This window comes from Pseudomonas sp. Con_6 (assembly GCF_059379395.1).
This window is the reverse complement of sequence record NZ_CM182011.1, coordinates 3,596,016-3,615,421: the sequence shown is the minus strand read 5'-3', so window position 1 is coordinate 3,615,421 and position 19,406 is coordinate 3,596,016. Positions and strand designations below refer to the sequence as shown.

Sequence of the window (19,406 nt, the reverse complement as noted above, 5' to 3'; positions counted from 1 at the left end):
GCATGAAGCGGACCATCATCTGCATGAACGAGGAAGAACTCCAGGGGTTCCAGGGCAAAGGGCAGCGGGGGTTTTCGGTGCGGTTGGCTTTCCAGGTCGAGGAGGCGACAGAAGTAGAAGCCAGGCAAGCCTACAAGAACTTCTTCGACTTGCTGAAAACCGGAGCGTTGCAGTTCCGTGCCTTTAGCGTAAAGGACGGCCAGCCGCCGCTGTTCGTCCAGGATGTTGTTCCGCCCAAGCCCACCGTCGTGAGCACCTCGCTCCTCGATGAGTTCGGTGATTGGCTGGGGACTCACGCTCTGGCGAGTAGGAATGGCCGCTCGGCCGGTCTTTGGGCCTTGTCTGGCGTTGAGCGCACGGTCATCGACAACACGGCGATTCTCGATGCTCGCGGCGTGCTGGTTGGCGCTGCCAGTTGGGTCGCCCCGGTGCCGCAAAGCCTGGGACTCGCCTATGTCTTGCGTCTGGACTACGAAGGTCCGGAAGACATCGTGTTCCTCCCCTTCATCGATGGCCAGCTTGTTCCTGTCGACTACACCGATAACGTCAGCGATGCCGATGATGTGCTGTTTTCCTATACATCAGACAAGGTGCAGCTCTGCCGCTCAAACCGGGCCCGACGCCCGGAGAGGGGCGACATGCTGATCGATCCTCAATCAGGCTTCGTCCAGTTCGGGGAAAACGATGGCGAGCAGGAATCGTATCGGGCACTGGCCAGGATCGAGCAACGCGCCGGTTCGCTGTTCACCGGGGTGTTCGCCGTCAGTGAGGTCGAATGGAAGGACGAACCTTCGCTCTTGCAACGGCTGCGTCGCCAGGGCTGGCGTGCCGTATCGACCCTGGCCACCAGCCTGGACACCCTGGTCCTGTCGCTGATGATGCCCAACGCTGGTGATTCGGCGCGCAGCCCCCGAGAGGGCGCCTTGCTTGGCCCGGTGCTGAATCTGTTCATTGAACGCTTGAATAACGCCGGACTGTCTGCCGAGCTGCCTCGCTCCCTGCTGCGTGATGCCATCCGCAATGGCATTCAGTCCGCATTGGCCCATTCGGACAAAAAGGCTTACATCGAGATACTGCTGGATATCTGCCGGCCCGCAGGCGGGCAGGATTCGCCGCTGTACAAATTGCTCCGGGCAAGTGCCAACCCGGTTCTTGCAAGCTGGAAAACCCTGGGGGAGCTTTCGCTCGAAACGTTCCGTTCGGAGCTTGTTTCACTTCAGCAGGCGTCACTCAGTGAAGACGGTTTCGAAGCGACGGCGCTACGACTGTTGCGTCGGCTGCCAGAAGCGGCGCTCGACACAGTTCATGTCGCGGTCAATGCGGGAAGGGATGAAGCCAGCCGGATCGATGTCAGACAGGCATTTGCCCTGGCCCTCGATGATTTTGAGGCCCTGCTGCGAACAGGATTCAATGGTGCCGATGCCGCCCGTCAGTCCGTCGGCAAACTGATTTGTGACACGGTACTGCGCCAGTTGAAAGTGGATGCTCGGTCGTTGAAGGAGGCGACCGAGACGCTCGGTTTCTGGAAATACCGGTTGGGCGTTGAGTCGCTCGACGCGATGCCTGAAGCTGCTCGATCTCTGATTGGATGCGTACCTGTCTTGCCGACCATCCGGGATTTCTTCGCAGCCGACCTCGAAGCCCCCGCCGAAATGGCCGAAGACTCTGATGCTCAGATAGCAATTTCCAAGGCTGCCGAGCGCATGCAGGAAGACGTCCTGCGTGAACTCTTTGTTCCAGTGACCTCCCGCTTCCTGCCAGACCTCGCTCCCAGCCCGTTGACGATCCAGCTGACCGTCGACCCAGTGACCGACGACGAGGAGCTGGACCTTTTCAGCGCCGCGTTCTCCGGGGTGGCCCTGGTTCTGCGTCGAACCTTCGATGACAAGGCCTACAGCCCCTGGGCCTACGCCAACCTTGCGGACTTCCACCCACTTTCCAATCCACCACCTACTGCGCTTGAAGACGCAATCACCGTGCAACCGTTGCCCACGACCATCAACGATGGCCGCCGCTCCTTGTTCCTGCACTATGACGGGTTGCCGTTCGCCAGCAGTGCTTTTGATCAAAGCCTGCCGGGCGCGGGCGCCGATCCCCTGGGCAAGGCGTTCTTCGGCACGGACTACCCGGGTACGCTGAAGGACGGCTATCAGCCTTTGCCGACACTCGCCTACGGTGCGCGGTATGAGATCTGCGCGCATGTCGTGGGGCGTAGCGGCAGTCTGCCGGCGGCCCTGCAAGGCAGCCAGCCCTGGGTACCGAAGGCGGCGATCTCGGTCGATGGTGCTCCCACACTGAAACTGGTTTATTCACGCCGCACGGCAATCGGGCGTACCACCATCAGCGACGGCGGCGCTACCCAACGCCTGGGCTTGCTGCCACCTGGCCTGCAGCCATTGTCGGCGGACTATCCTCGGCTGGGCCTGCACAGCGCCGCGAAGCTCCCGCTGGATCTGTTCCGCCAGGTGGATGGCAATGGTGCATGGCACCTGGGTAACGACGCTGTCTCCAGGGACATCGTCCTGGAGGACCTTCGATATTCAGGGCCCGTTGATGGCAAGCTGGAGATTGAGGTGTGGTATGGAACCCAGTTGTGCGTCTTTAAACAGGAACTGGCCGTCGGCACATCGATCAGCACACGCGTTTCGATTAGCCAGGAGGCCGACGCAATCAAGGTCGGATTCGCGAGAGATGAGGGCACTTTCACGAAAACGAAAGGGCTCGACTCGCTGTGGCTGCGCCTGAAACTGCACGCTGCGGCTTCGGCTAGCCTCAGCTTAGTCGATCCCGCCGCGTCGGCGCAGCGGACGGCAGGGCAGGGGCCGAAGGCCGACAACCTGCTGCTGCTAGGCGCGTCCATTCCAGGTGTTGCCCAGGGCGGCTGGCGATCGCCCTTCGACAAAGGTACGAGCCTGAGCGTGAATTTCCCTCGGGTGCCCTATAGCGATTTCGTGCGCTGGATCGCCAACCCGACGCGTCGTGGTGAAGTGTTCAATGGCTTGGACAATACCAAGGATCAGGTCAAATCGTTCCTATGCCTGCTCGAAGCCGCCAACATCGACCGCTCGCACGACCTGGAACTTGGCAAGTTGCTGGATGCGCTGCTTGATCCTGCCGTGAGCAGCCTGCGTCTGGAGGTGGTGGTCCTGGACGGGTTGCTGGCGGATCCCAGGCTGCTAGGCCAGGAGGCCGAACTCAAGCCCGTGGAGGTCCGCCAGCTTCCGATTCCATCGCTGGGCCAGATGCTCCAGAGCATCGGCAATCTGGTCGAGCTGCTCGCCAAAGGTCGCATCAAGGAAATCCTGAAGCTGCTGGAGCCGAAATGCCGACACCTCGTAAGCGTCAGCAGCTTCGACCTGAATGCCGGCCTGGCCTTGTTGTTCAACGACAGCTTGTTGCAGGTGCCCGCCGGTGCCTGTGTGCAATTGTTGGCCAGGCCGCAAGTGCGATCCACTTTGTTCAGTGTCGGATTGCCAGTGATCGACAGCCGCCTGGAGGCGCTGTCCATTGGCAGGGATGGCGATCTTGTGGTGTTCGAGGGGGCGCGGGTGCTGGTCGAAAGCATGCCAGGCCCCTTGTCGGTGCCAGCCGGCAACGCAAAAGGAATGCTGGCCAGCCGCGAAGAATGGACGAGCCTGGCCCTCGGCCTTATCAGCTACGAGCCTGTCGGCAGCGCACGCAGCTATACGCTCAAGGCCGGCGGTACCTTCAAGGCCGACGACACCGACGCCACCGATCTCAAGGCATGGCGCTGGCGGCAACTGGGCGCGGTCACCGTGCTGACCCAGCGCTGGCGCTTCGACGGCAAGCCGATCTACGCCTGGATCAATCCCAAGGCGGATGACACCAGCCTCACAGCGCCCGGCTGCGCGTCGCGCAAGCTCAAGGCTGACGACCAACTGGCCCGCTTCGAGCAACAGACCTTTGCCGGACGTGACCGGGACGGCCAATCCTCGACGGTCAACCTGCTTCCCGGCCCCGCTGTCACGACGCTGCATACCGCGCACTGGGAAAAGCCCTCGGCCACTGTCTTCCGTCATCGCTTCACCCTGCATTCGCGCTACACCCCGGCCTTTGAGCGGGACGCGGATGGGCAATGCCAGGCATGGTCCGACGCCCTGGAAAAGTCCTGGCTGCGGGTAGCCATGCTCGCCGAAGCCTCGCGTATCGAACTGACCCGCCCGCAACTGCGCGCGCTGATTCCCCTGACCCAGTCGCCGGAGGAGGGCGCGGGCCTCACGCCGCCGCTGATGGCCATCCTGCAGGAGAGGCCGTTCGACTACGGCGGCCTGGCCGATCGGGTGATTGCCGAGATTCGTTCCGGTATCGGTTACGAACTGCCCGCGACCCAGGAAAACGCCCAGGCATCGGTGGTCCCGGCGGATATACGCAAAGAGATCGGCCGCGATCCGCGACTTGCCTACGAGCCCTTCGACCAAGCCACGGGGCAGGGCGTGCTGCTCTCCGTGGAGGGGCCGATCGGCCTGACCTTCGAGTCTGACGCGGTGGCGGCACCGGCGTTTCCCAACAGCGCACTGGTGCTTGACCCGGTGAGCCTCAAGATCGGCAAGGAGGACGCTTCTCCCCCGGAAACACTGGATCTTGAGGAGCACTTCCTCAGCGTCGGGTTGCGTCGTTACCTGCATCCGCACTGGCTGGTCAGCACCATCAAGAAGCAAAGCTCCCCGGACTTCAGTGGCAACTGCTGGATCCAGTTTCCGGCAACGCAGGCCACGCTCACCATTGGCCAGGACGCCGGTTTGATCAAGGTGGTGGAGTTCGACGCCTCGGAGCACCGCGAGGTGACCCTGGATTGGCGCGTACTGGATCCGACGGTCAGCGTGGGTAAAAGGATGAAGCTGGTGAGCCTGCCATTGGTCAAGGACCTTGCCGGCTGGCAGTGCGCCTTGCTGCATACCCCCGTGAACGACAGGCGTGCCGTGCTCGCGGTCTTCCTGGTACCGCCAGAGGAGCTGGACGAGGAACGTGGCGCCGGTAATGCACCGAAGCTGCTGGCGAGCATCGAATGGAACCTGCCTGCTGGTTTTGGCTGGGATCACCTGGCGTTGGAGGCGAAGGAGGCGAAAGACCTGTGGTCGTGCGCCGTCGGCGTCAGCCAGACCACCGCGATGCACTGGGCGCGCACCAACCGCAACTTCGCCACGGTCATGGCCGCTGGTGAAAAGCTGCTGGAAACGGGGAAGTCCTGGCCGGTGGCAGCCTTGCAGGCTCGCCTGAAAAAAACCGGAAATGCCAAAAAAACCGAAGAAACGCTGGAGTTCGCTACCCTCACGGCACCTGCCGATTCCCTCTGGCTCAGGCCCACGCAAGCGGCGCAGCCATATCCGACCCACACCCAACGCCATCTCGCCCTGTTGTTCAGCGAGATGCGTTCCGGTCTGGGCCGCTCGCTGGAGCGCCCCACTGCGTTACATATGCTCGGTGCCAAGAGCCTCACGGTGGCGAAGGGCACCGTGCCTGACATCGGTAGTACCAGGGTTCGGGTGATCGAGTTCGAAACCCCGGCGATCATCCTTGGCCATGGCTCCGATGCGATACCGGACCACTACAAGTACGGTTACCTGGACCTTGTGGCAACGGGTGTCGTGCCCGCGAAGCCCGAAAACAAGGTACTGCTGTCACTGAACCTGCGCGTGATCGCCAGCTCGACGACGCGTACCGAACTGACAGAGTTGCGCTTGCACCTGCGGCCCGAGTCGACAACTGCAAGCTCGGGCAACGTACTGGTGCTGCACCCTACAGTTGGTAAAGAGCTCGCCACGCTCGACGTGGGGCTGAAGCTCGATGCTCAGGGGGCGGCTGAGGTGTTGAAACCGTCACAGGTGTACGCCCTTGGTCAGCGCGATGAAATTGCCGCCGAATGGCTGGGAGCTCCATGGGGCACCGACGCGACCACCGGTATCAAGGGACTGGCCATAACGGTGGAGTCGGCGACGTTCAAGGACGGCAATCCTCGGGAGCTCTGGCTGGAGGTATCGATGCTCGCCAGTTCGTACGACGATAAAAACCATGTTCACCACGGTTTCAACAGTACGCTGGACCTCGACTGGTTCTTCGGCACCGACCCGTTATCGTCCGACACCGCCGCAAACGCGGACGAGCTGAGGGAACTGAAGGAAGTCCAGGCAAGAATCATCTCGGTGTCGCCAGGGATTTCCGTGACGGGTTGAGGCAAGGCAAAGGAACAGGCCAACTGCGGGCAACCTGGCACCTGGACCATCGAGAAAGGAGGATGAATGCGATGAACAAGACGTTGTGGCGACTGCTGGGAGCATTGCTGGCGCTGAACCTGCTTGCCGCCGGAGTCGCGAAGGGCGAGGACAGTTTGCAACTGGTGACAAAATGCGTCGTGGTCAGGGATTCAGAGCTTTTCGAAAGAAAACCGGTCGAGCGCGAGGCCGCGCAGTTGAACACGGGTAAAGGCAGCCGCGACCCGGAGTGCGTCAAGATCGACCCCGACGCCGCTCCGTTGATCGGAACCGGCGACCTGATCATTGCCGTGGACAAGACCGCTTTCAACGCCTTTCAGGCGTCGCATGGGGACTTGAGCGGGGCGTTCGTGCTGTATCTGAATGGCGTGGCCCTGCCGAATGATGCGTTGCTGATCGCCTCCGAAACGGTCGATCCGTTTGTCCAGCTAAGGTTCAGGATCCGCCAGGGGCCCGAGACCCAGCGCTTGTGGTCGATGCTGTATGCCGATGGCGCCCTGTTCGCTTCCACGCAGCTGTATGCGGCGCTGGGATGGCGCTCCAACAACGATGCCGCGCTGACGATGATTCCGTCGCGTGGCCAGGGCACAGAGGTCAGCATCACCACCGAATACAGGTTGTGGTTCGCGCTGCTGCTGGTCGCCCTCGTGATGGTTGCCATCGTGTATCTCGGCAGAGCGACGGACACCCTGCGTGACGAGTCGGATGCAACGATTCCGCCATGGTGGAAGGACGCCCGGTTGCTTCGGGTCACATTGGCGCAGTTGGCGGGCGACACGACACGCGATGACTACCTCAAGGCCCGCTACGCCACCTATGATCCGGCCAGTGCGCCTCAATATGAATACCTGGCCAATCAAGCCCTCGCCGGCGAGTCGGTGGCAGCCGCGGACATCGACGGCACCTGCTGCGGTCTGGCGCTGCGCAAGCTCGACTGGCAGCCCGTGCGTGCCTCCTTCAGCCTCAGCCGCACGCAAATGGCGCTGTGGTTCACCTTCGCCGTCGCCACCGGGCTGTTCCTCTGGCTGCTGTACGGGGATCTGCGCCGGATCGACGGCTCGCTGCTGGTCCTGCTCGGCATCAGCGTCGGTACGGCGGGGCTGTCCTGGGTCACCGACCGCAATGCCCCCAGCGGCCGTGGCTACGTGCCGACACGCGGGTTCTGGTACGACCTGCTCACCGGTTTCGACGAACGCAAGCAACTGCATCGCTACCAGGCGGTGGTGGTGAACATCCTGCTGCTGGTTGTAGGGATCTTCCACGTGCAGCAGCAACTGAGCTATCCGGTGTTCGACCCGACCTGGTTGATTTTCCTGGGGATCAGCGGGACGGCTTACGGGCTGGGCAAGCAGGTGCTGGAGTCGGGACGCTGAGTGTCGTGCGGGCACGGGCTTGCTAGCGTCGTCGGTTCATGTCCGTACCTCCGGCACCCAGTCGCCGGCCCGCTCGATGTAGCGGGTCAGGCACCGGGCCTGCCTGTCTTTGATCGCCTGCGTGCCGCAGCGGCACACCGCCAGCCTGCGGCAGGGCCTGCACAGCTTCGCGCTGCCGGTGCCGACCGAGGCGTTCACCGTGTCGCTGCTCTGGCATCCGCGCTTTGCGGCGGATCCAGCGCACTTGTGGTTGCGGGGGTTGTTGCGGGGGGGAGCTGTGGCGAGAGCACCGACCTGGCCAAATCAGGGTAGAGTTGCCCCCCTGTCCATTGAATCGATCGTTGTGTGAAGCATGAGTGTTCCGTTGTTCGTCTCGCTGGACGGCCCCAAGGGCACCGGCAAGACCACCCTGCTGGAGTCCGTCACCCAGGCCTTGAGGGCCACTGGCGAAAAGGTGGTGCGCCTGTGCGAGCGCAACAATGATCCCGGCCGGGCCGTGACCATGGCCCTGGTCAACGAAGTCGCCCGCCATCCCAGCCGTGAACTGGAATTGACGATCTGCCAGCGCCTGGCCGAGAGCCGTGCGTGGATTTCCCGGGAGGTCCTGCCCAGGCAGCCCGCCGGCAGCATCATCCTGATCGACCGGTGGTACCCGTCCGATGCCGCATTTCGCCGCCTGGTTCCGTTCGACGAGATCCTGCAACTGAACCTTGAGCGGGATGTCAGGGTGCCGGACCTGCATGTCGGCGTCGTCACCCAACCCGAGATTTCCTGGGCTCGGGCGGCGGCACGGACACGCGGCCTGAGCAGCACGGTGATGTTCAGGATGGCGGAGCAGGTGGCCTGTACCCAGGCGTTCGAGCAGGCCGTGGCGGAGCAGGGCTGGTTGCTCTGCCGCAACGAAGGCACCCTGGAAGCAGCGACAGCGCAGGTGATGGAGCAGATCCAATTGTTGCGCGCCACCCGCTGAATCGCCTTAGAACTTCTTGCCCATGCTGGCGACCAGCGTCGGCTGGCAGACATCATCGAACCCGTAGCTGCTCGCGCATTCGACCTTCGACAGGTCGGTGTCGATGTACGACAGCCCCCAGGTCACCCCGAACAGCTCCCGGGTCAGCTTCACCTCCCATTCATGGTAGGCATCCGAGAAATGCTCGTTCTCGGACATGAACATCGGGTCTTTGAAGTCCATGCGCCCGTAGCGCAGGCGCAGGCCGATATCCAGCGGCAACCGGGTCTCGTAGCCGACGTAGCTGTAGAGGGTGTCCTGCGACTGGCCGAAGAGATTCTCGGCGTCATCCGAGTAATTGGCCCCCAGGCTGAAACCGTAGGCGGTCAGCACGGCGTAGTACTCGCTCTGGTTGAACTCGCCGTTCTTCGGGTAGCGGTATTGCAGGTAGCCCAGGTCCAGGCTGATGTCGTCGCTGGCCTGCCAGAACCAGCCGGCGTAGTAGTCCACTTCCTGGCGGGTCGCAGCGCCGAAACCGAAGTCGACGTTGGAGGTCCAGGCGCCCAGATAGAGCCCGCTGGAATGCTGGAGGGTCAGGCCGAGCTGGGCGGCAGGGTCGTTCTGGGTCTGCGAGATGCCGCGGCTGCGGTAGTCGCTGACCAGGGCCAGGTCGATATCGAGGTTGAAGTCGTCGCTCAGCGGTACTGCCTGGCTGGTGAGTGGAGCGAGGGTGACGGCAAGGAGCAGGATGCGGCGCATGAAAGTACCTGTTGTTGTGATTGTTCTGGCGGATGCGGGCAAGGCTCCGCCCGGCCCCGAGCACTCAACGGCACGGGGGCAGGGCGTTTCCGGAGAGGGGATCAGCGTTCGGCGGTATAGACTTCGCGCCCGGCGAACCAGGTCTGCAGCACGCGGGTGTCGGCCAGTGCCTGCTCGGGCACGGCGAGCACGTCGCGGTCGAGAACGATGAAGTCGGCCTGCTTGCCCGGGGTCAGTGAGCCGATCTGTCGTTCCAGGCCGATGGTGCGGGCGGCATTGAGGGTGTAGGCCTGGAGCAGGGTGTTCAGGTCGATGCGCTCGTCGGCGTTGAGCACGCCCTTGGGCCCTTCGCGGGTCATCGCCTGGTGGATCGCCAGCCACGGGTTGGGCGAGGACACCGACCAGTCGCTGGCTCCGGCGATCGTTGCGCCGTTGGCCAGCAGCGAGTGCGCCGGGTACTGGTAGGGGAAGGCATGGCTGCTGACGTAGGGCTTGACCATGTCCAGGGTGTACTCGTCGCCGGAGGCCCAGAGCAGTTGCATCGAAGCGATCACGTTGAGCGGCTTGAAGCGTGCGAATTCGGTGGGATTTACCAGTTGCAGGTGGGTCACGGAGTGGGTGATGCCGCTGTTGCGGTCCTTGCGCGCCTGTTCGATGCCGTTGAGCGACTCACGCACAGCACGATCACCGATGGCGTGGATATGCACCAGCCAGCCGCGGGCGTCGGCGGCGCTGACCAGTTCGCCGAAATGCTCCGGGTCGATCAGCAGTTCACCGTTCTTGTGCGTGTTGCTGTAAGGCTCGATCAGCGCCGCGCTCTGCGCCGGGAACTCCAGCACGCCGTCGGCGAATACCTTGATGCCGGGCAGGGTCAGGTTGGGCACGCCCTGGAACTGCTGGCGCACCTTGTCCAGAGTGTCGAGGTCAGCCGGTACGCTTTTCGGATTGGCCACCAGCAGGGCGGCGACGTGGGCGCTCAGGCCGCCTTTCTCGGCCAGGGCCTTGTAGGCCGGCAGCACGCCGACCGAATGCTCGGTGGGCTTGAGGCTGAACAGCGATTCGCCCGGTGCGGCGTTGGTGGCCGGGTCCATCCAGGCGGTGATGCCGAAGCTGTTGTTGTATTTCACCGCCGCCTCGGCGCCTTGGAGCAAGGCTTCGCGGCCCAGCGCCGGCATGGCGGCGGCGATGCGGTCCCAGCCGGCGTCCACGGCGAAACCGTTGGGCGTGCCGTCCTTGCGCGCACCGAGGGTGCCGCGCTCGGCTTCCGGCAAGCCGGCCAGCAGTTTCGCGTCGATGCCGGCACGCTCGAGCATGGCCTGGTTGGCCCAGGCCGTGTGGTGGTCGCTGCCGATGAACACCACCGGCACTTTTTCCCATTCGCCATGGCTGAAGGTGCGGTTCAGCTCGTCGTCCTTGGCCCAGTAGGTGGAACTCACTCCAACCACCCGCAGCACATCGCCCTGTTGCGCCGTGCCGTCGTCACGCCAGCCGCGCAGGCGCTTTTCCAGGTCCGCAATGCTGACGCCTTCCTCGCTGTCCAGGTTGGCCGCCGACAGTTCCAGGCCACCGAAGATCGCGTGGGAATGGCTGTCGATCATGCCCGGCAGCAGGCGCTTGCCGGCAAGGTCGATGACCCGGGTCTTGCTGTCGGCGAGGGCCTTGATCTCGGCGTCGCTGCCCACTTTGAGCACCTTGCCGTCCGCCACGGCCATGGCCTGCGCCGCAGGATGGGCGGGGTCGGCGGTGTACAGCTTGCCGTTGAGCAACACCAGGTCGGCGGCGGCCATGGTGTCCGCAGAGGCAAAAGCCAGTGCCAGGGTCAGCAAGGAAGGGGTGAAGCCTTTCATGGTCGAACCTCTTGTTTTTTTTGGTCTGCCGGCGAGACTAGCGGCTCGGCGAAGCGGGCAGAACGCCCGAAGCGCGCAAAAGCTTTTTTCCTGAAAGGAAAAACCATGGACAAGTTCGCCGCCATCAGCATGTTCGTCGCCACGGCCGAGCAAGGCAGTTTCAGCCGTGCCGCCGAGCAACTGGGCAAGACCCCTTCGGCCCTGACCAAGGCCGTCAGCCATCTTGAAAACGAACTCGGCGTGCGCCTGTTCGAGCGCAGCACCCGGCGTACCGTGCTGACCGAGGCCGGCAGCGTCTACCTGGATACGGCGCGGCAGGTGCTCATGCGCCTGCATGAAGCCGGCGAAGTGGTCGCGCAGATGCAGCATGGCCTGCACGGCCTGCTGCGCCTCACCGCGCCGCTGGGCTTCGGCCGGGCCTTTCTCGATGACGTCTGCGCCGGCTTCCTGCGCGAATACCCGGAGATTCGCCTGCGGGTAGATCTGTCGGATGATTTCGTCGACCTGGTGGAAAGCGGCTACGACCTGGCCCTGCGCGAAGGGCACAACGACCTGCCGGGGCTGATTTCGCGGGTGGTCGGCAGCAATTGCCTGACGCTCTGCGCCAGTCCTGCCTATCTGGCGCGCAACCCGCTGCCGGTCAATCCGCAGACCCTCGACCAACACGACTGGCTGCTGTACCGCCATCCGGCTCTGAGCCGCACTTATTGGTGGGTGGAAAAGGACGGCGAGCGCCTGAGTCTGCTGCAGCCCACCGCCCCGCGCCTGGAAAGCGACAACTACGACCTGCTGCTAGCCAGCGCGCTGGCGGGAGGCGGGTTGTTCCATGTGCCATTGTGGAGCGGTGCACCGTACCTGGCCGACGGACGCCTGGTGCAGTTGATGGCTGATTACGCCATCGATCCGGATGCCTTCGGGCCGAAGATCCTTGCCGTGTATCCCAGTCATCGCCGGGCGACGGGGAAGGTGCTGGCGTTCATCGACTATCTGGCGGCGTATCTGCAGCAGCGTGGGCTGGACTGATTCAGCGCGAACTCGGAGATTGACGTCGGTTTTTTCTGACTATGCTTGCTCCCACCGCCATCACAGGGAAGTAGGTCCATGAAACCGTTTCGTTCCGTACCCCGTGCTATTGCCTTTGCTTCGTTGCTGTCCATCGCCGGCGTAAGCCAGGCTGCTAACTTGCCGCTGGGCGGCGAAGCGCTGGAGAGCCATATCACTACCAAGGTGCTGTCGGTGGATGCCGCCAGCCACCAGGTCACCCTGGAAGGTCGCAACGGCAAGCCGGTGACGGTGCAGCTGTCCGACCAGGCGAAAAACCTGCACAACTTGAAGAGCGGTGACCAGATCGATATCTACGTGACCCGTGCGGTTGCCTACTCCCTCGACAAGGACGTGGGCGGCGTGCCCAGGATCACGGAGGAGGCCGGCACCGTTCGGCCAGCCGGGGACAACCAGAACCCGGGCGGCCAGGCATTCCGCCAGGTCAAGGTCGTCTCGACGGTCAACAAGATCGACCTGGAGAGCCACGAGGTGACGCTGCTGCCGCCGGAAGGGCCGCTGAAGGTGGTCAAGGTCGAGGATCCGGGGCTGCAGGCGCGGATGAAGAATCTGAAGGTGGGGCAGAAGGTTGAGGCGGTTTATACCGAGGTGTTGACGATTACCACGTCGCGTTGAGGGGGCTTGTCGCAGCATTTGGATCTGCCTGTCCGGGCATTGCGTCAAGGCTTCCAGGCGCCTGTCTTGAGATTTGCAGCGCCCTCCAGATCGAGCGCCGCCCGCGCGGCGCATCGCGGGTAAACCCGCTCCCACATTTGTTGCAACGTGCCTATGTCTGTCAGGCCATGGTTGACTGCCTTGTTTGTACGACGCGGTACCGAGTCGAGCCCGACCTACGGCCTGTCAAAGATACTGGTGATACGTCAGGAACTCGCTTTCCCGCACATACCCCAGCGACTCGTAGAGCGCCTGGGCCGCCTTGTTCGAGGTGGCGGTGTCGAGGCTGATACGATCGGCACCTTCGGCACGGAGCAGGGTAGTGAGGTGGTTCATCAACTGGCGGGCATAGCCGGACTTCCGCGCTTCAGGCGCAACAAACAGATCGTAGAGCCAGTAGAAACGCTTCATGGCCAGCGAGCACAGGGCAGGGTAGAGCTGGGCGAAGGCCTGGGCGGTGCCTTGATCGTCGAGGACCAGGAAAATCCGCGAGCGCTTGCCCTCCAGGTTGGCTTTCAGGAAGTCGCAGGAGCTGGCGAGATCGTCAGGCAGCTCGTAGAAGATCCGGTACTGGTTGAACAGCCCGGCAGCCTGATCCAGGTCCTTGAGGGTGCATTCGATGATTTGCATGTGGGACTCCTGAAAGGAATGGAGAGTTGTGGCAACGAGTCGCCGAGGTGTAATCGTCCAATGAGTGAATGGGCTGTTGATGGCGATTTCTAGCGCGGAGTGAAAGCGTGATGGTACATTGCCATCGTGTGAGCATCGTATATGGAGATTTGCATGCCTTACGAGCTAGACGGTCGCCTTGTCATCGGTGTGGCCTCCAGTGCCGTTTTTGATTTGCGTGAATCTGATGCTGTCTTCAAGAGTGACGGCGAGGAGAAATACCGCAAGTTTCAGGAGGCAAACCTCAATATGGTCTGCCTATGACACGCGCCATTTTCATGCAGGGCCAGTCCCCCTATGAGTACATACCGGCACTGAATATCGCGTTGTTCTTGTCAGGTGACAAGGAGGACGTAGAGGCAGCAATCAAGGCAGGCCATCCAGCTGGTCAGATGCTGAATTCAAAATTTGATGACGATGAGAACGACCATACCTTGCGCATCGCATTCGACTTTGATGGTGTCTTGGCAGGTGATGAGTCGGAAGCAGTGATGCAGATTGTAGGGAAGCTAATGCATGGAAAGGTGGACGCTGACCCTGTGGGAGCGGGTTTACCCGCGATTGCGGTAGTGAATTCACCGACGTATTCGCGGGTGAACCCGCTCCCACAGGGGCCGAGTTGACTCAATGAATTACGTTTTGCTCCATGAACGCCAAAGCGCGATGGCGAGGTTCGAGAAGCCCCTGCAACGCTTCACCATCAATGATTGCCATGAGCCGCATCACGTTCAACCTTGACCACCCCCTGGAACAACGCGAACTGCTTCACCCGTGCCACCGGCTGGGTACTCTCCGCCTCGCGCACCGCCTGGCTCAGTTGCACCGCGGCCTTCTCGTCGAGCCCGGCGCTACGCAAGGTCTTCGCCTGCAACAGCGAGTCGCCGGCACACAGCACCACGCGCCACCCCTGCGGCCCCTTGCGCAGCAGCGCCCGGCCGCCACGCTGGTCCTGCAACCAGCCGGCCACCGCATGATCGCCCTCGACGGTGACCGGACCGACATCCAGCGGCGCGTCGGGGCGTTCGAAGTTGTGCCGCATCAGATGCTCGATGCTTTGTTGCTCGCTACTCACATCGGCAACCGCCAGTAACGGGCTGCACGCCAGGAGCAGGGCGAGAATCGGTGCTTTCATCTGCATGTGGATCTTCCTTTCAAAGGCTGCCGGCTGGATGCCGGCAGCGTCCTGTTGGGGGCTCAGAAGCCCATCTTCACACCCAGTTGCGCCGAGGTGCCGGGCATCGGGTAGTTGGTGCGGTAGGCGTAGTCGCGGTCGAACAGGTTTTCCACAGCGACGAACACTTCGCCGACCCTGCCCAGCGCCGGCAGCGCATAGCCGGCGCGCAGGTTGACCACGGTGAAGCTGTCGACCCGGGAGAAGTTGCTGGCACCCGCGCTGCGCTCCTCGGCGAGCACGTACATGTCTTCCTGATATTGCGCATCGGCGGACAGACGCCAAGGGCCGACCTCGTAGGTGGTGCCCAGGGACAGTGATCTGCGTGGCGCATAAGGCAGGGTCTTGAGCGAAGGGTCAAGCCAGGTGAAGCCGACGAAGCTGCTCCAGCTTTCGCTCCAGCGCTGTTGCCAGGTGGCTTCGGCGCCCTTGACGTCGTAGTCGCCCAGGTTGATGTAGGAGGGACTGGAGACGGCCGGCGGGAAGGCGAACAGGTAGCGGTCTTGCAGCTTGTCCTTGAACACGGCGAGGTCCAGGGTAGCGCTGGCGGTCGGGTTGAAGCGCATGCCCAGTTCCTGGTGATCGACCTTCTCGGGCTTGAGGTCTTTCCAGCTCTGGCCCAGGGCCGGGATCAGGCTCGACATCACCGATGCTTCCAGGCCCGGGTAGTTGATGCCACGGGAGGCATTGGCGCGGAATTCAAGGTTGCCCGAGGACAGCAGCAGGCCGGCATGGGGAGCGGTGGCGCTGTCGAAGATATTGTGCTGATAAGTGCGCACGCCCACGGATGGGGTCAGGGTCCAGCTTTCGTTGAGGGCGAACGCCTGGCTGACCGCGACATGCGGTGAGGTGACGCGCAGGGTCGGCGCATCGAACCTGGCCTGTGGCGCCGGCGCGACGCGCTTGAAATGCACTTCGCCCTTGCTCTCGTCGACATCCAGGCCCAGTGCAATCTCGCCGTCCTGCCAGGGGCGCAGGCGCTCGTCCCAGCGCAGGCCCTGCAAAGTGAAGTCGCTGATGGTGTCGCCGTCCAGGCCGGTCTGGTCCAGCGCGGCACCGCGGCCCTCGTTGTGGTAGACCTTGAGGCTGCCATCGCCCCAGTCGTGGATGTGGGCCAGGGACAGCGAGGCGAGGGTACCGCGGGTGTTGAACTCACCGTTCTTCGTCTCGGGCAGGCCCTTCTGGCCGGGATCGGAGACCTGGTTGTTGGCATGCAGCACCAGCAATCCGGTGCTCCAGTTGTCGTTCAGACGGTAGCCGAGGCGGGCCAGGCCATTGTTCAGGCGGCCATCGCCGTCACTGCGGTCACCATCTGAGTGCGCCGCGCCCTGGGCCAGCAGGTAGTCGAAGGCTCCTTCGCGGCCGATCAGGCTGGCCTGCTCGGTGGCGGTGCGGAAGCTACCGCCGGTCAACTGCAGCTCGCCGTGGTGGTTGTCACCTGGTTCGGCGACCCGCGGCGTGAGGTCGATGGCGGCGAAGGTATTGCCGAACTTCTGTGGTTGTGGGCCCTTGTAGACGCTGATGCTGTCCATGGCATTGATCGGCAGCAGGTCCAGCAAGGGATGGCCCCAGACGCCCATGTAGAAAGGTACGCCGTCGATATAGGTCTTGATCTCGCTGCCCGGGCGACTGGCCCCCATGCCACGGATATACACCGCGCCACCTTCGGCGCCGCCGAACGAGCCCACCGGATTGAAGCGCGAGACCACCACGCCGGGGGTACGGCGCAGCGCAGAAGAAAGGTCGAGGGCGTTGAGGTCGCGAATCTGTTCCCGGCCGACGGTGGTAGTCCGGCTGGCGAAGCTGTCGATGCTGTTCTGCTCGATGACCGAAGTGCCGACGACCGAGGTCGAGTCCAGTTCCACCGCTTCAGGCTGGGCCAGTACGGTGCCGCTGGAAAGAGCCAATGCTGCGGCGCAGCAGAGGGTTTTGTTGTTCATGCCTTGGGTGTTCCTGTTGCAAGGAGTCGTGATGCAGCGCTCCCCACGGGCTGTGGGCCTGGGGCGCAGGGGTACTGAACGAGGATCAGTGCAAGGCAGGAGAGGCGCGGGGGTTGGCGGGTGGCCAGCGATGCCGTGGTGCGGCGTAAGGACGAGCGGGAAGCGGGCTGAGCAGGACGCGCAATGCGCCGATCAGGCCGGACAGCAGCAGGGGCAGGGCCGGTAACCCGGTGTGGCTGCATAGCGGGCAGTCGGGGGAGGTGCCGCCGCCGAGGGTATCGCCGAGCCAGTGATCGAAAGGTGCCGGTGCCGGCGTGGCTCCGGAATGACTGCAGAACGCGCCGTCGACACCGGCCAGCACCAGACCCGCCGCCTGGCCGTGCCCCAGGCCGCAGTGCAGCAGGGTGAACAGCAGGCTGGCGTAGAGGATCCAGGCGAGGGTTTGACGGCGTCCTGCGGGTCGATGCATGTCCTTTGCTCGGCGGCCACTGTGGTGCGGTGCGTGAGTCTAGCAAGGCTGATGGCGTTTTGCTGGGTGCGACAGGCTGCCGCAGGTGGTCCGTTGCATGGCGGGTTCGCGGTTGAGCCCGACAGGATGTGGCGGATTGTCGCAGCGGCGCGGTGCGGGCGGCGCCTGCAAATCCGGTCTAGAGTCCGCCGACTGTGGCGCCGGGGCATCCCCTTGTGCCTGATTCCATGGAGAGGCGCGGACGATGAAGGATGTCATCGCTGCCCGGTTCGACAGCGCACAGGACTGCCTGGCGATCGAACCGGACCTGCTCTTGGTGCGCTTCCGGCACAACGATGGATCTTCGAGGCTGCACCGTGCCTGTGATGTCTACGGCGAGCCGCTGCTGTGCCTGGTTTTCGTGCAGCATGGGCAATTGCGCTATGGGGACGGCAGGGCCCGCAACTGGACCTTCGAGGCTGGACAGAGCGCCGCGCTGTTGTTGCAGCAACCGGCGCAAGCACTGCGCTGCCAGTCCATCGAGGGCGGCAGCGGCCTTTACCTGTTGCTGGGCGAGCGCACCCTGTGCCGATACATGGGCGCGGAGCAGGGTCAGCGCGTACTGGGCAGCCGCGGCGAGGCACCGCTGCTGCAACGTACGAGCACTGCGGATATCCAGTGCCATGTCCAGTCGCTGGTCTCGAACCTGATTCGGCAACCGGCGCCCCTGCTCGAAATGCACCTGCATGTGCTGAACCTGCTGCTCGTGCAGTTGAAGCAATTGCAGGCGCCCGCTCCAGGCATAAAGTCGCGATTGCCGGGTACGCGGCTACAGCGCCTGGAACAGGCGCGGCAGTTGATGCTCGACGAACTCGACCGTCCTTTGACGGTGGAAGGATTGGCGCGCCGTGTCGGACTCGGCGCGGCCACGCTTACCGAAGGCTTCCACCAACTGTTCCAGACCACGCCATACCGCATGCTCCAGGACCTGCGCATGCAGCGTGCCTTCGCATTGCTGCAGGATGGCTGCCAGGTGGCTCAGGTCGGGTACAAGGTCGGCTACAGCCACCCGAGCAACTTCAGCGCGGCGTTCAGCCTGTATTTCGGTTTCGCGCCGAAGCAGGTGTCCAAGGGGCGTGTCGGCATGGGCTCGGGGACAGCGCAGCCGGCGTAACCGGTTGCTTCAATGGTACCGGCTTCAATGGTAGAGTCGCCGCCATGATCGCTTCTTCCTCCAACCGTTCTCTCGTGGCCTGGGCGCTGTACTTCTGCGTCCTGTTCAACGTGTTTTCCTGTGGCCTGGTCCACGGGCAGACCGTCGGCCTGAACCTGAACGGGATCGGCGGTGCGTTCTGCAGCCTGAGCGACATCGGAGGCTTGCAAGGCAAGGACCTGCTGACCCCCACGGCTGATGAGTGGAGCGGCAAGGCCTCCTGCCCGCTGTGTTCGGCTTCGTTCCTGGCGTTGGTCTTCCTCCTGGCGGTGGCCTGGTTGCTGGGCCGGGCGAATCTTCGCCCGCCACGTCCAGCCGTCAGCTTCCGGGTAACACCCCGTTATTGTTGGCCTTCGGCCAACCCTCGCGCCTCTCCTCAAGGTAGTGCCTGACCGTTCGTGAACGCGGGCCCTCTGTGCCGGCCCGTCAATGGCTACCCGAATTCAGGAGCACGCGATGTCTCGTGCCTTCAACGCTGTCCTCATGACCGAGCGCAGGAGCGACAGCGCCCTGCCGTTTCCCGACTACCCCAGCAACGCCCGCAGCTTCGTGCACCTGGATGCACGCCTGCTGCCCTACTGGCACACCCTGTTCGATGTTTGCCCGGGTCTGCTCAAGCTCGACCCGCCGGAAGGGCTCGAACTGTTCCGGCAGTTCATGATCTGGGCCTACCGGCATCATCCTGCCGTCGACTGGACCTACTACGTGAGTGTTTGCCGCTGGCTGTTGGGTTCGCCGTACAAGGCCCGCATCACCGAAGAGCATATCGAAGCGTTCCTTGGTGCGGCTGCAGCGCTATGGAGCGGCACCGATGTGTCCCAGGCCCGAGGACTGGTTCTGGCCTGGCAGCCTATGTCGAGTCTGGTGGTGGAGTGGAAGGCCGGCGCACGCGGCAGCGGTTTCAGCGACGCGCAAAGCGCCACGCTGCCGCTGCCACCCTGGGAGTTTTCCTGGAGTCCGCTGTGCGCCAAGGGTGTCTTGGGCTTCCGGCGCTGGTTGCCGATCCCGGGCTGAAAGAGGAGGACGACCGGGTTTTCCCACGATACATAGATGCAGGTCACGGCTGAGGTGGTCTTTCCAGCAGACAATGT

General features: G+C 63.3%; 14 protein-coding genes and 2 pseudogenes. 10 read left to right on the top strand and 6 right to left on the bottom strand.

Features of this window, described 5'->3' with window-relative positions:
- Positions 1-2 precede the first annotated feature (2 nt).
- The 4 genes and pseudogenes from AC5QPF_RS16030 to AC5QPF_RS16015 all read left to right on the top strand — a co-directional run bounded on the left by AC5QPF_RS16030 (position 3) and on the right by AC5QPF_RS16015 (position 8,573).
- Entirely contained in the window at positions 3-6,191 is a 6,189-nt protein-coding gene (locus AC5QPF_RS16030; RefSeq protein WP_494958826.1) for a hypothetical protein, read from the top strand.
- A 71-nt stretch (positions 6,192-6,262) separates the two neighbouring features.
- Positions 6,263-7,603 carry a hypothetical protein gene (locus AC5QPF_RS16025; RefSeq protein ID WP_494958825.1) on the top strand — a complete coding sequence of 447 codons (1,341 nt, stop codon included), beginning with the start codon at positions 6,263-6,265 and terminating at the stop codon, positions 7,601-7,603.
- Between the two features lie 109 nt (positions 7,604-7,712).
- A pseudogene (locus AC5QPF_RS16020) lies at positions 7,713-7,952 on the top strand (hypothetical protein); the annotation flags it as partial.
- A 3-nt stretch (positions 7,953-7,955) separates the two neighbouring features.
- Positions 7,956-8,573: a dTMP kinase gene (locus AC5QPF_RS16015; protein ID WP_494958824.1), complete on the top strand. Its 618-nt coding sequence runs from the start codon at positions 7,956-7,958 to the stop codon at positions 8,571-8,573.
- A gap of 6 nt (positions 8,574-8,579) precedes the next feature.
- On the opposite strand, the gene AC5QPF_RS16010 is transcribed toward AC5QPF_RS16015, so the two are convergent.
- Complete coding sequence (locus AC5QPF_RS16010; protein WP_494958823.1) at positions 8,580-9,311, bottom strand: TorF family putative porin; 732 nt, start codon at positions 9,309-9,311, stop codon at positions 8,580-8,582.
- 101 nt (positions 9,312-9,412) lie between these two features.
- Positions 9,413-11,158 (bottom strand): amidohydrolase family protein, encoded by a 1,746-nt coding sequence (locus AC5QPF_RS16005; protein ID WP_494958822.1) that lies wholly within the window; start codon positions 11,156-11,158, stop codon positions 9,413-9,415.
- Between the two features lie 105 nt (positions 11,159-11,263).
- Here AC5QPF_RS16005 and AC5QPF_RS16000 point away from each other — a divergent pair, with 105 nt between their 5' ends.
- Positions 11,264-12,181: a LysR substrate-binding domain-containing protein gene (locus AC5QPF_RS16000; RefSeq protein ID WP_494958821.1), complete on the top strand. Its 918-nt coding sequence runs from the start codon at positions 11,264-11,266 to the stop codon at positions 12,179-12,181.
- Between the two features lie 78 nt (positions 12,182-12,259).
- On the top strand, positions 12,260-12,835 hold the full coding sequence (locus AC5QPF_RS15995; protein WP_494958820.1) for a hypothetical protein: 576 nt from the start codon (positions 12,260-12,262) through the stop codon (positions 12,833-12,835).
- 225 nt (positions 12,836-13,060) lie between these two features.
- Here AC5QPF_RS15995 and AC5QPF_RS15990 read toward each other — a convergent pair whose 3' ends face one another.
- Positions 13,061-13,504 (bottom strand): GNAT family N-acetyltransferase, encoded by a 444-nt coding sequence (locus AC5QPF_RS15990; protein ID WP_494958819.1) that lies wholly within the window; start codon positions 13,502-13,504, stop codon positions 13,061-13,063.
- Positions 13,505-13,657: 153 nt separating this feature from the next.
- Between AC5QPF_RS15990 and AC5QPF_RS15985 the strand changes: the two are divergent.
- Positions 13,658-14,049 (top strand): annotated as a pseudogene (locus tag AC5QPF_RS15985) (5'-nucleotidase); the annotation flags it as partial.
- A 194-nt stretch (positions 14,050-14,243) separates the two neighbouring features.
- Here AC5QPF_RS15985 and AC5QPF_RS15980 read toward each other — a convergent pair.
- From AC5QPF_RS15980 to AC5QPF_RS15970, 3 genes are all read right to left on the bottom strand, one after another.
- Complete coding sequence (locus tag AC5QPF_RS15980; protein WP_494958818.1) at positions 14,244-14,681, bottom strand: copper uptake system-associated protein; 438 nt, start codon at positions 14,679-14,681, stop codon at positions 14,244-14,246.
- A gap of 56 nt (positions 14,682-14,737) precedes the next feature.
- The gene (locus AC5QPF_RS15975; RefSeq protein ID WP_494958817.1) at positions 14,738-16,654 is read right to left on the bottom strand and encodes a TonB-dependent receptor domain-containing protein; all 1,917 of its coding nucleotides are present in this window, start codon (positions 16,652-16,654) and stop codon (positions 14,738-14,740) included.
- Between the two features lie 85 nt (positions 16,655-16,739).
- Complete coding sequence (locus AC5QPF_RS15970) at positions 16,740-17,123, bottom strand: DUF2946 family protein (protein ID WP_494958816.1); 384 nt, start codon at positions 17,121-17,123, stop codon at positions 16,740-16,742.
- 244 nt (positions 17,124-17,367) lie between these two features.
- Between AC5QPF_RS15970 and AC5QPF_RS15965 the strand changes: the two genes are divergently transcribed.
- The 3 genes from AC5QPF_RS15965 to AC5QPF_RS15955 all read left to right on the top strand — a co-directional run bounded on the left by AC5QPF_RS15965 (position 17,368) and on the right by AC5QPF_RS15955 (position 19,329).
- Positions 17,368-18,276, top strand: a complete 909-nt coding sequence (locus tag AC5QPF_RS15965) for a helix-turn-helix domain-containing protein (protein WP_494958815.1) — start codon at positions 17,368-17,370, stop codon at positions 18,274-18,276.
- A gap of 44 nt (positions 18,277-18,320) precedes the next feature.
- Positions 18,321-18,707 carry a DUF2946 family protein gene (locus AC5QPF_RS15960; protein ID WP_494958814.1) on the top strand — a complete coding sequence of 129 codons (387 nt, stop codon included), beginning with the start codon at positions 18,321-18,323 and terminating at the stop codon, positions 18,705-18,707.
- 64 nt (positions 18,708-18,771) lie between these two features.
- A complete protein-coding gene (locus AC5QPF_RS15955; RefSeq protein ID WP_494958813.1) occupies positions 18,772-19,329 on the top strand; it encodes a putative natural product biosynthesis protein in 558 nt (185 codons plus the stop codon).
- The last annotated feature ends 77 nt before the right edge of the window (positions 19,330-19,406 follow it).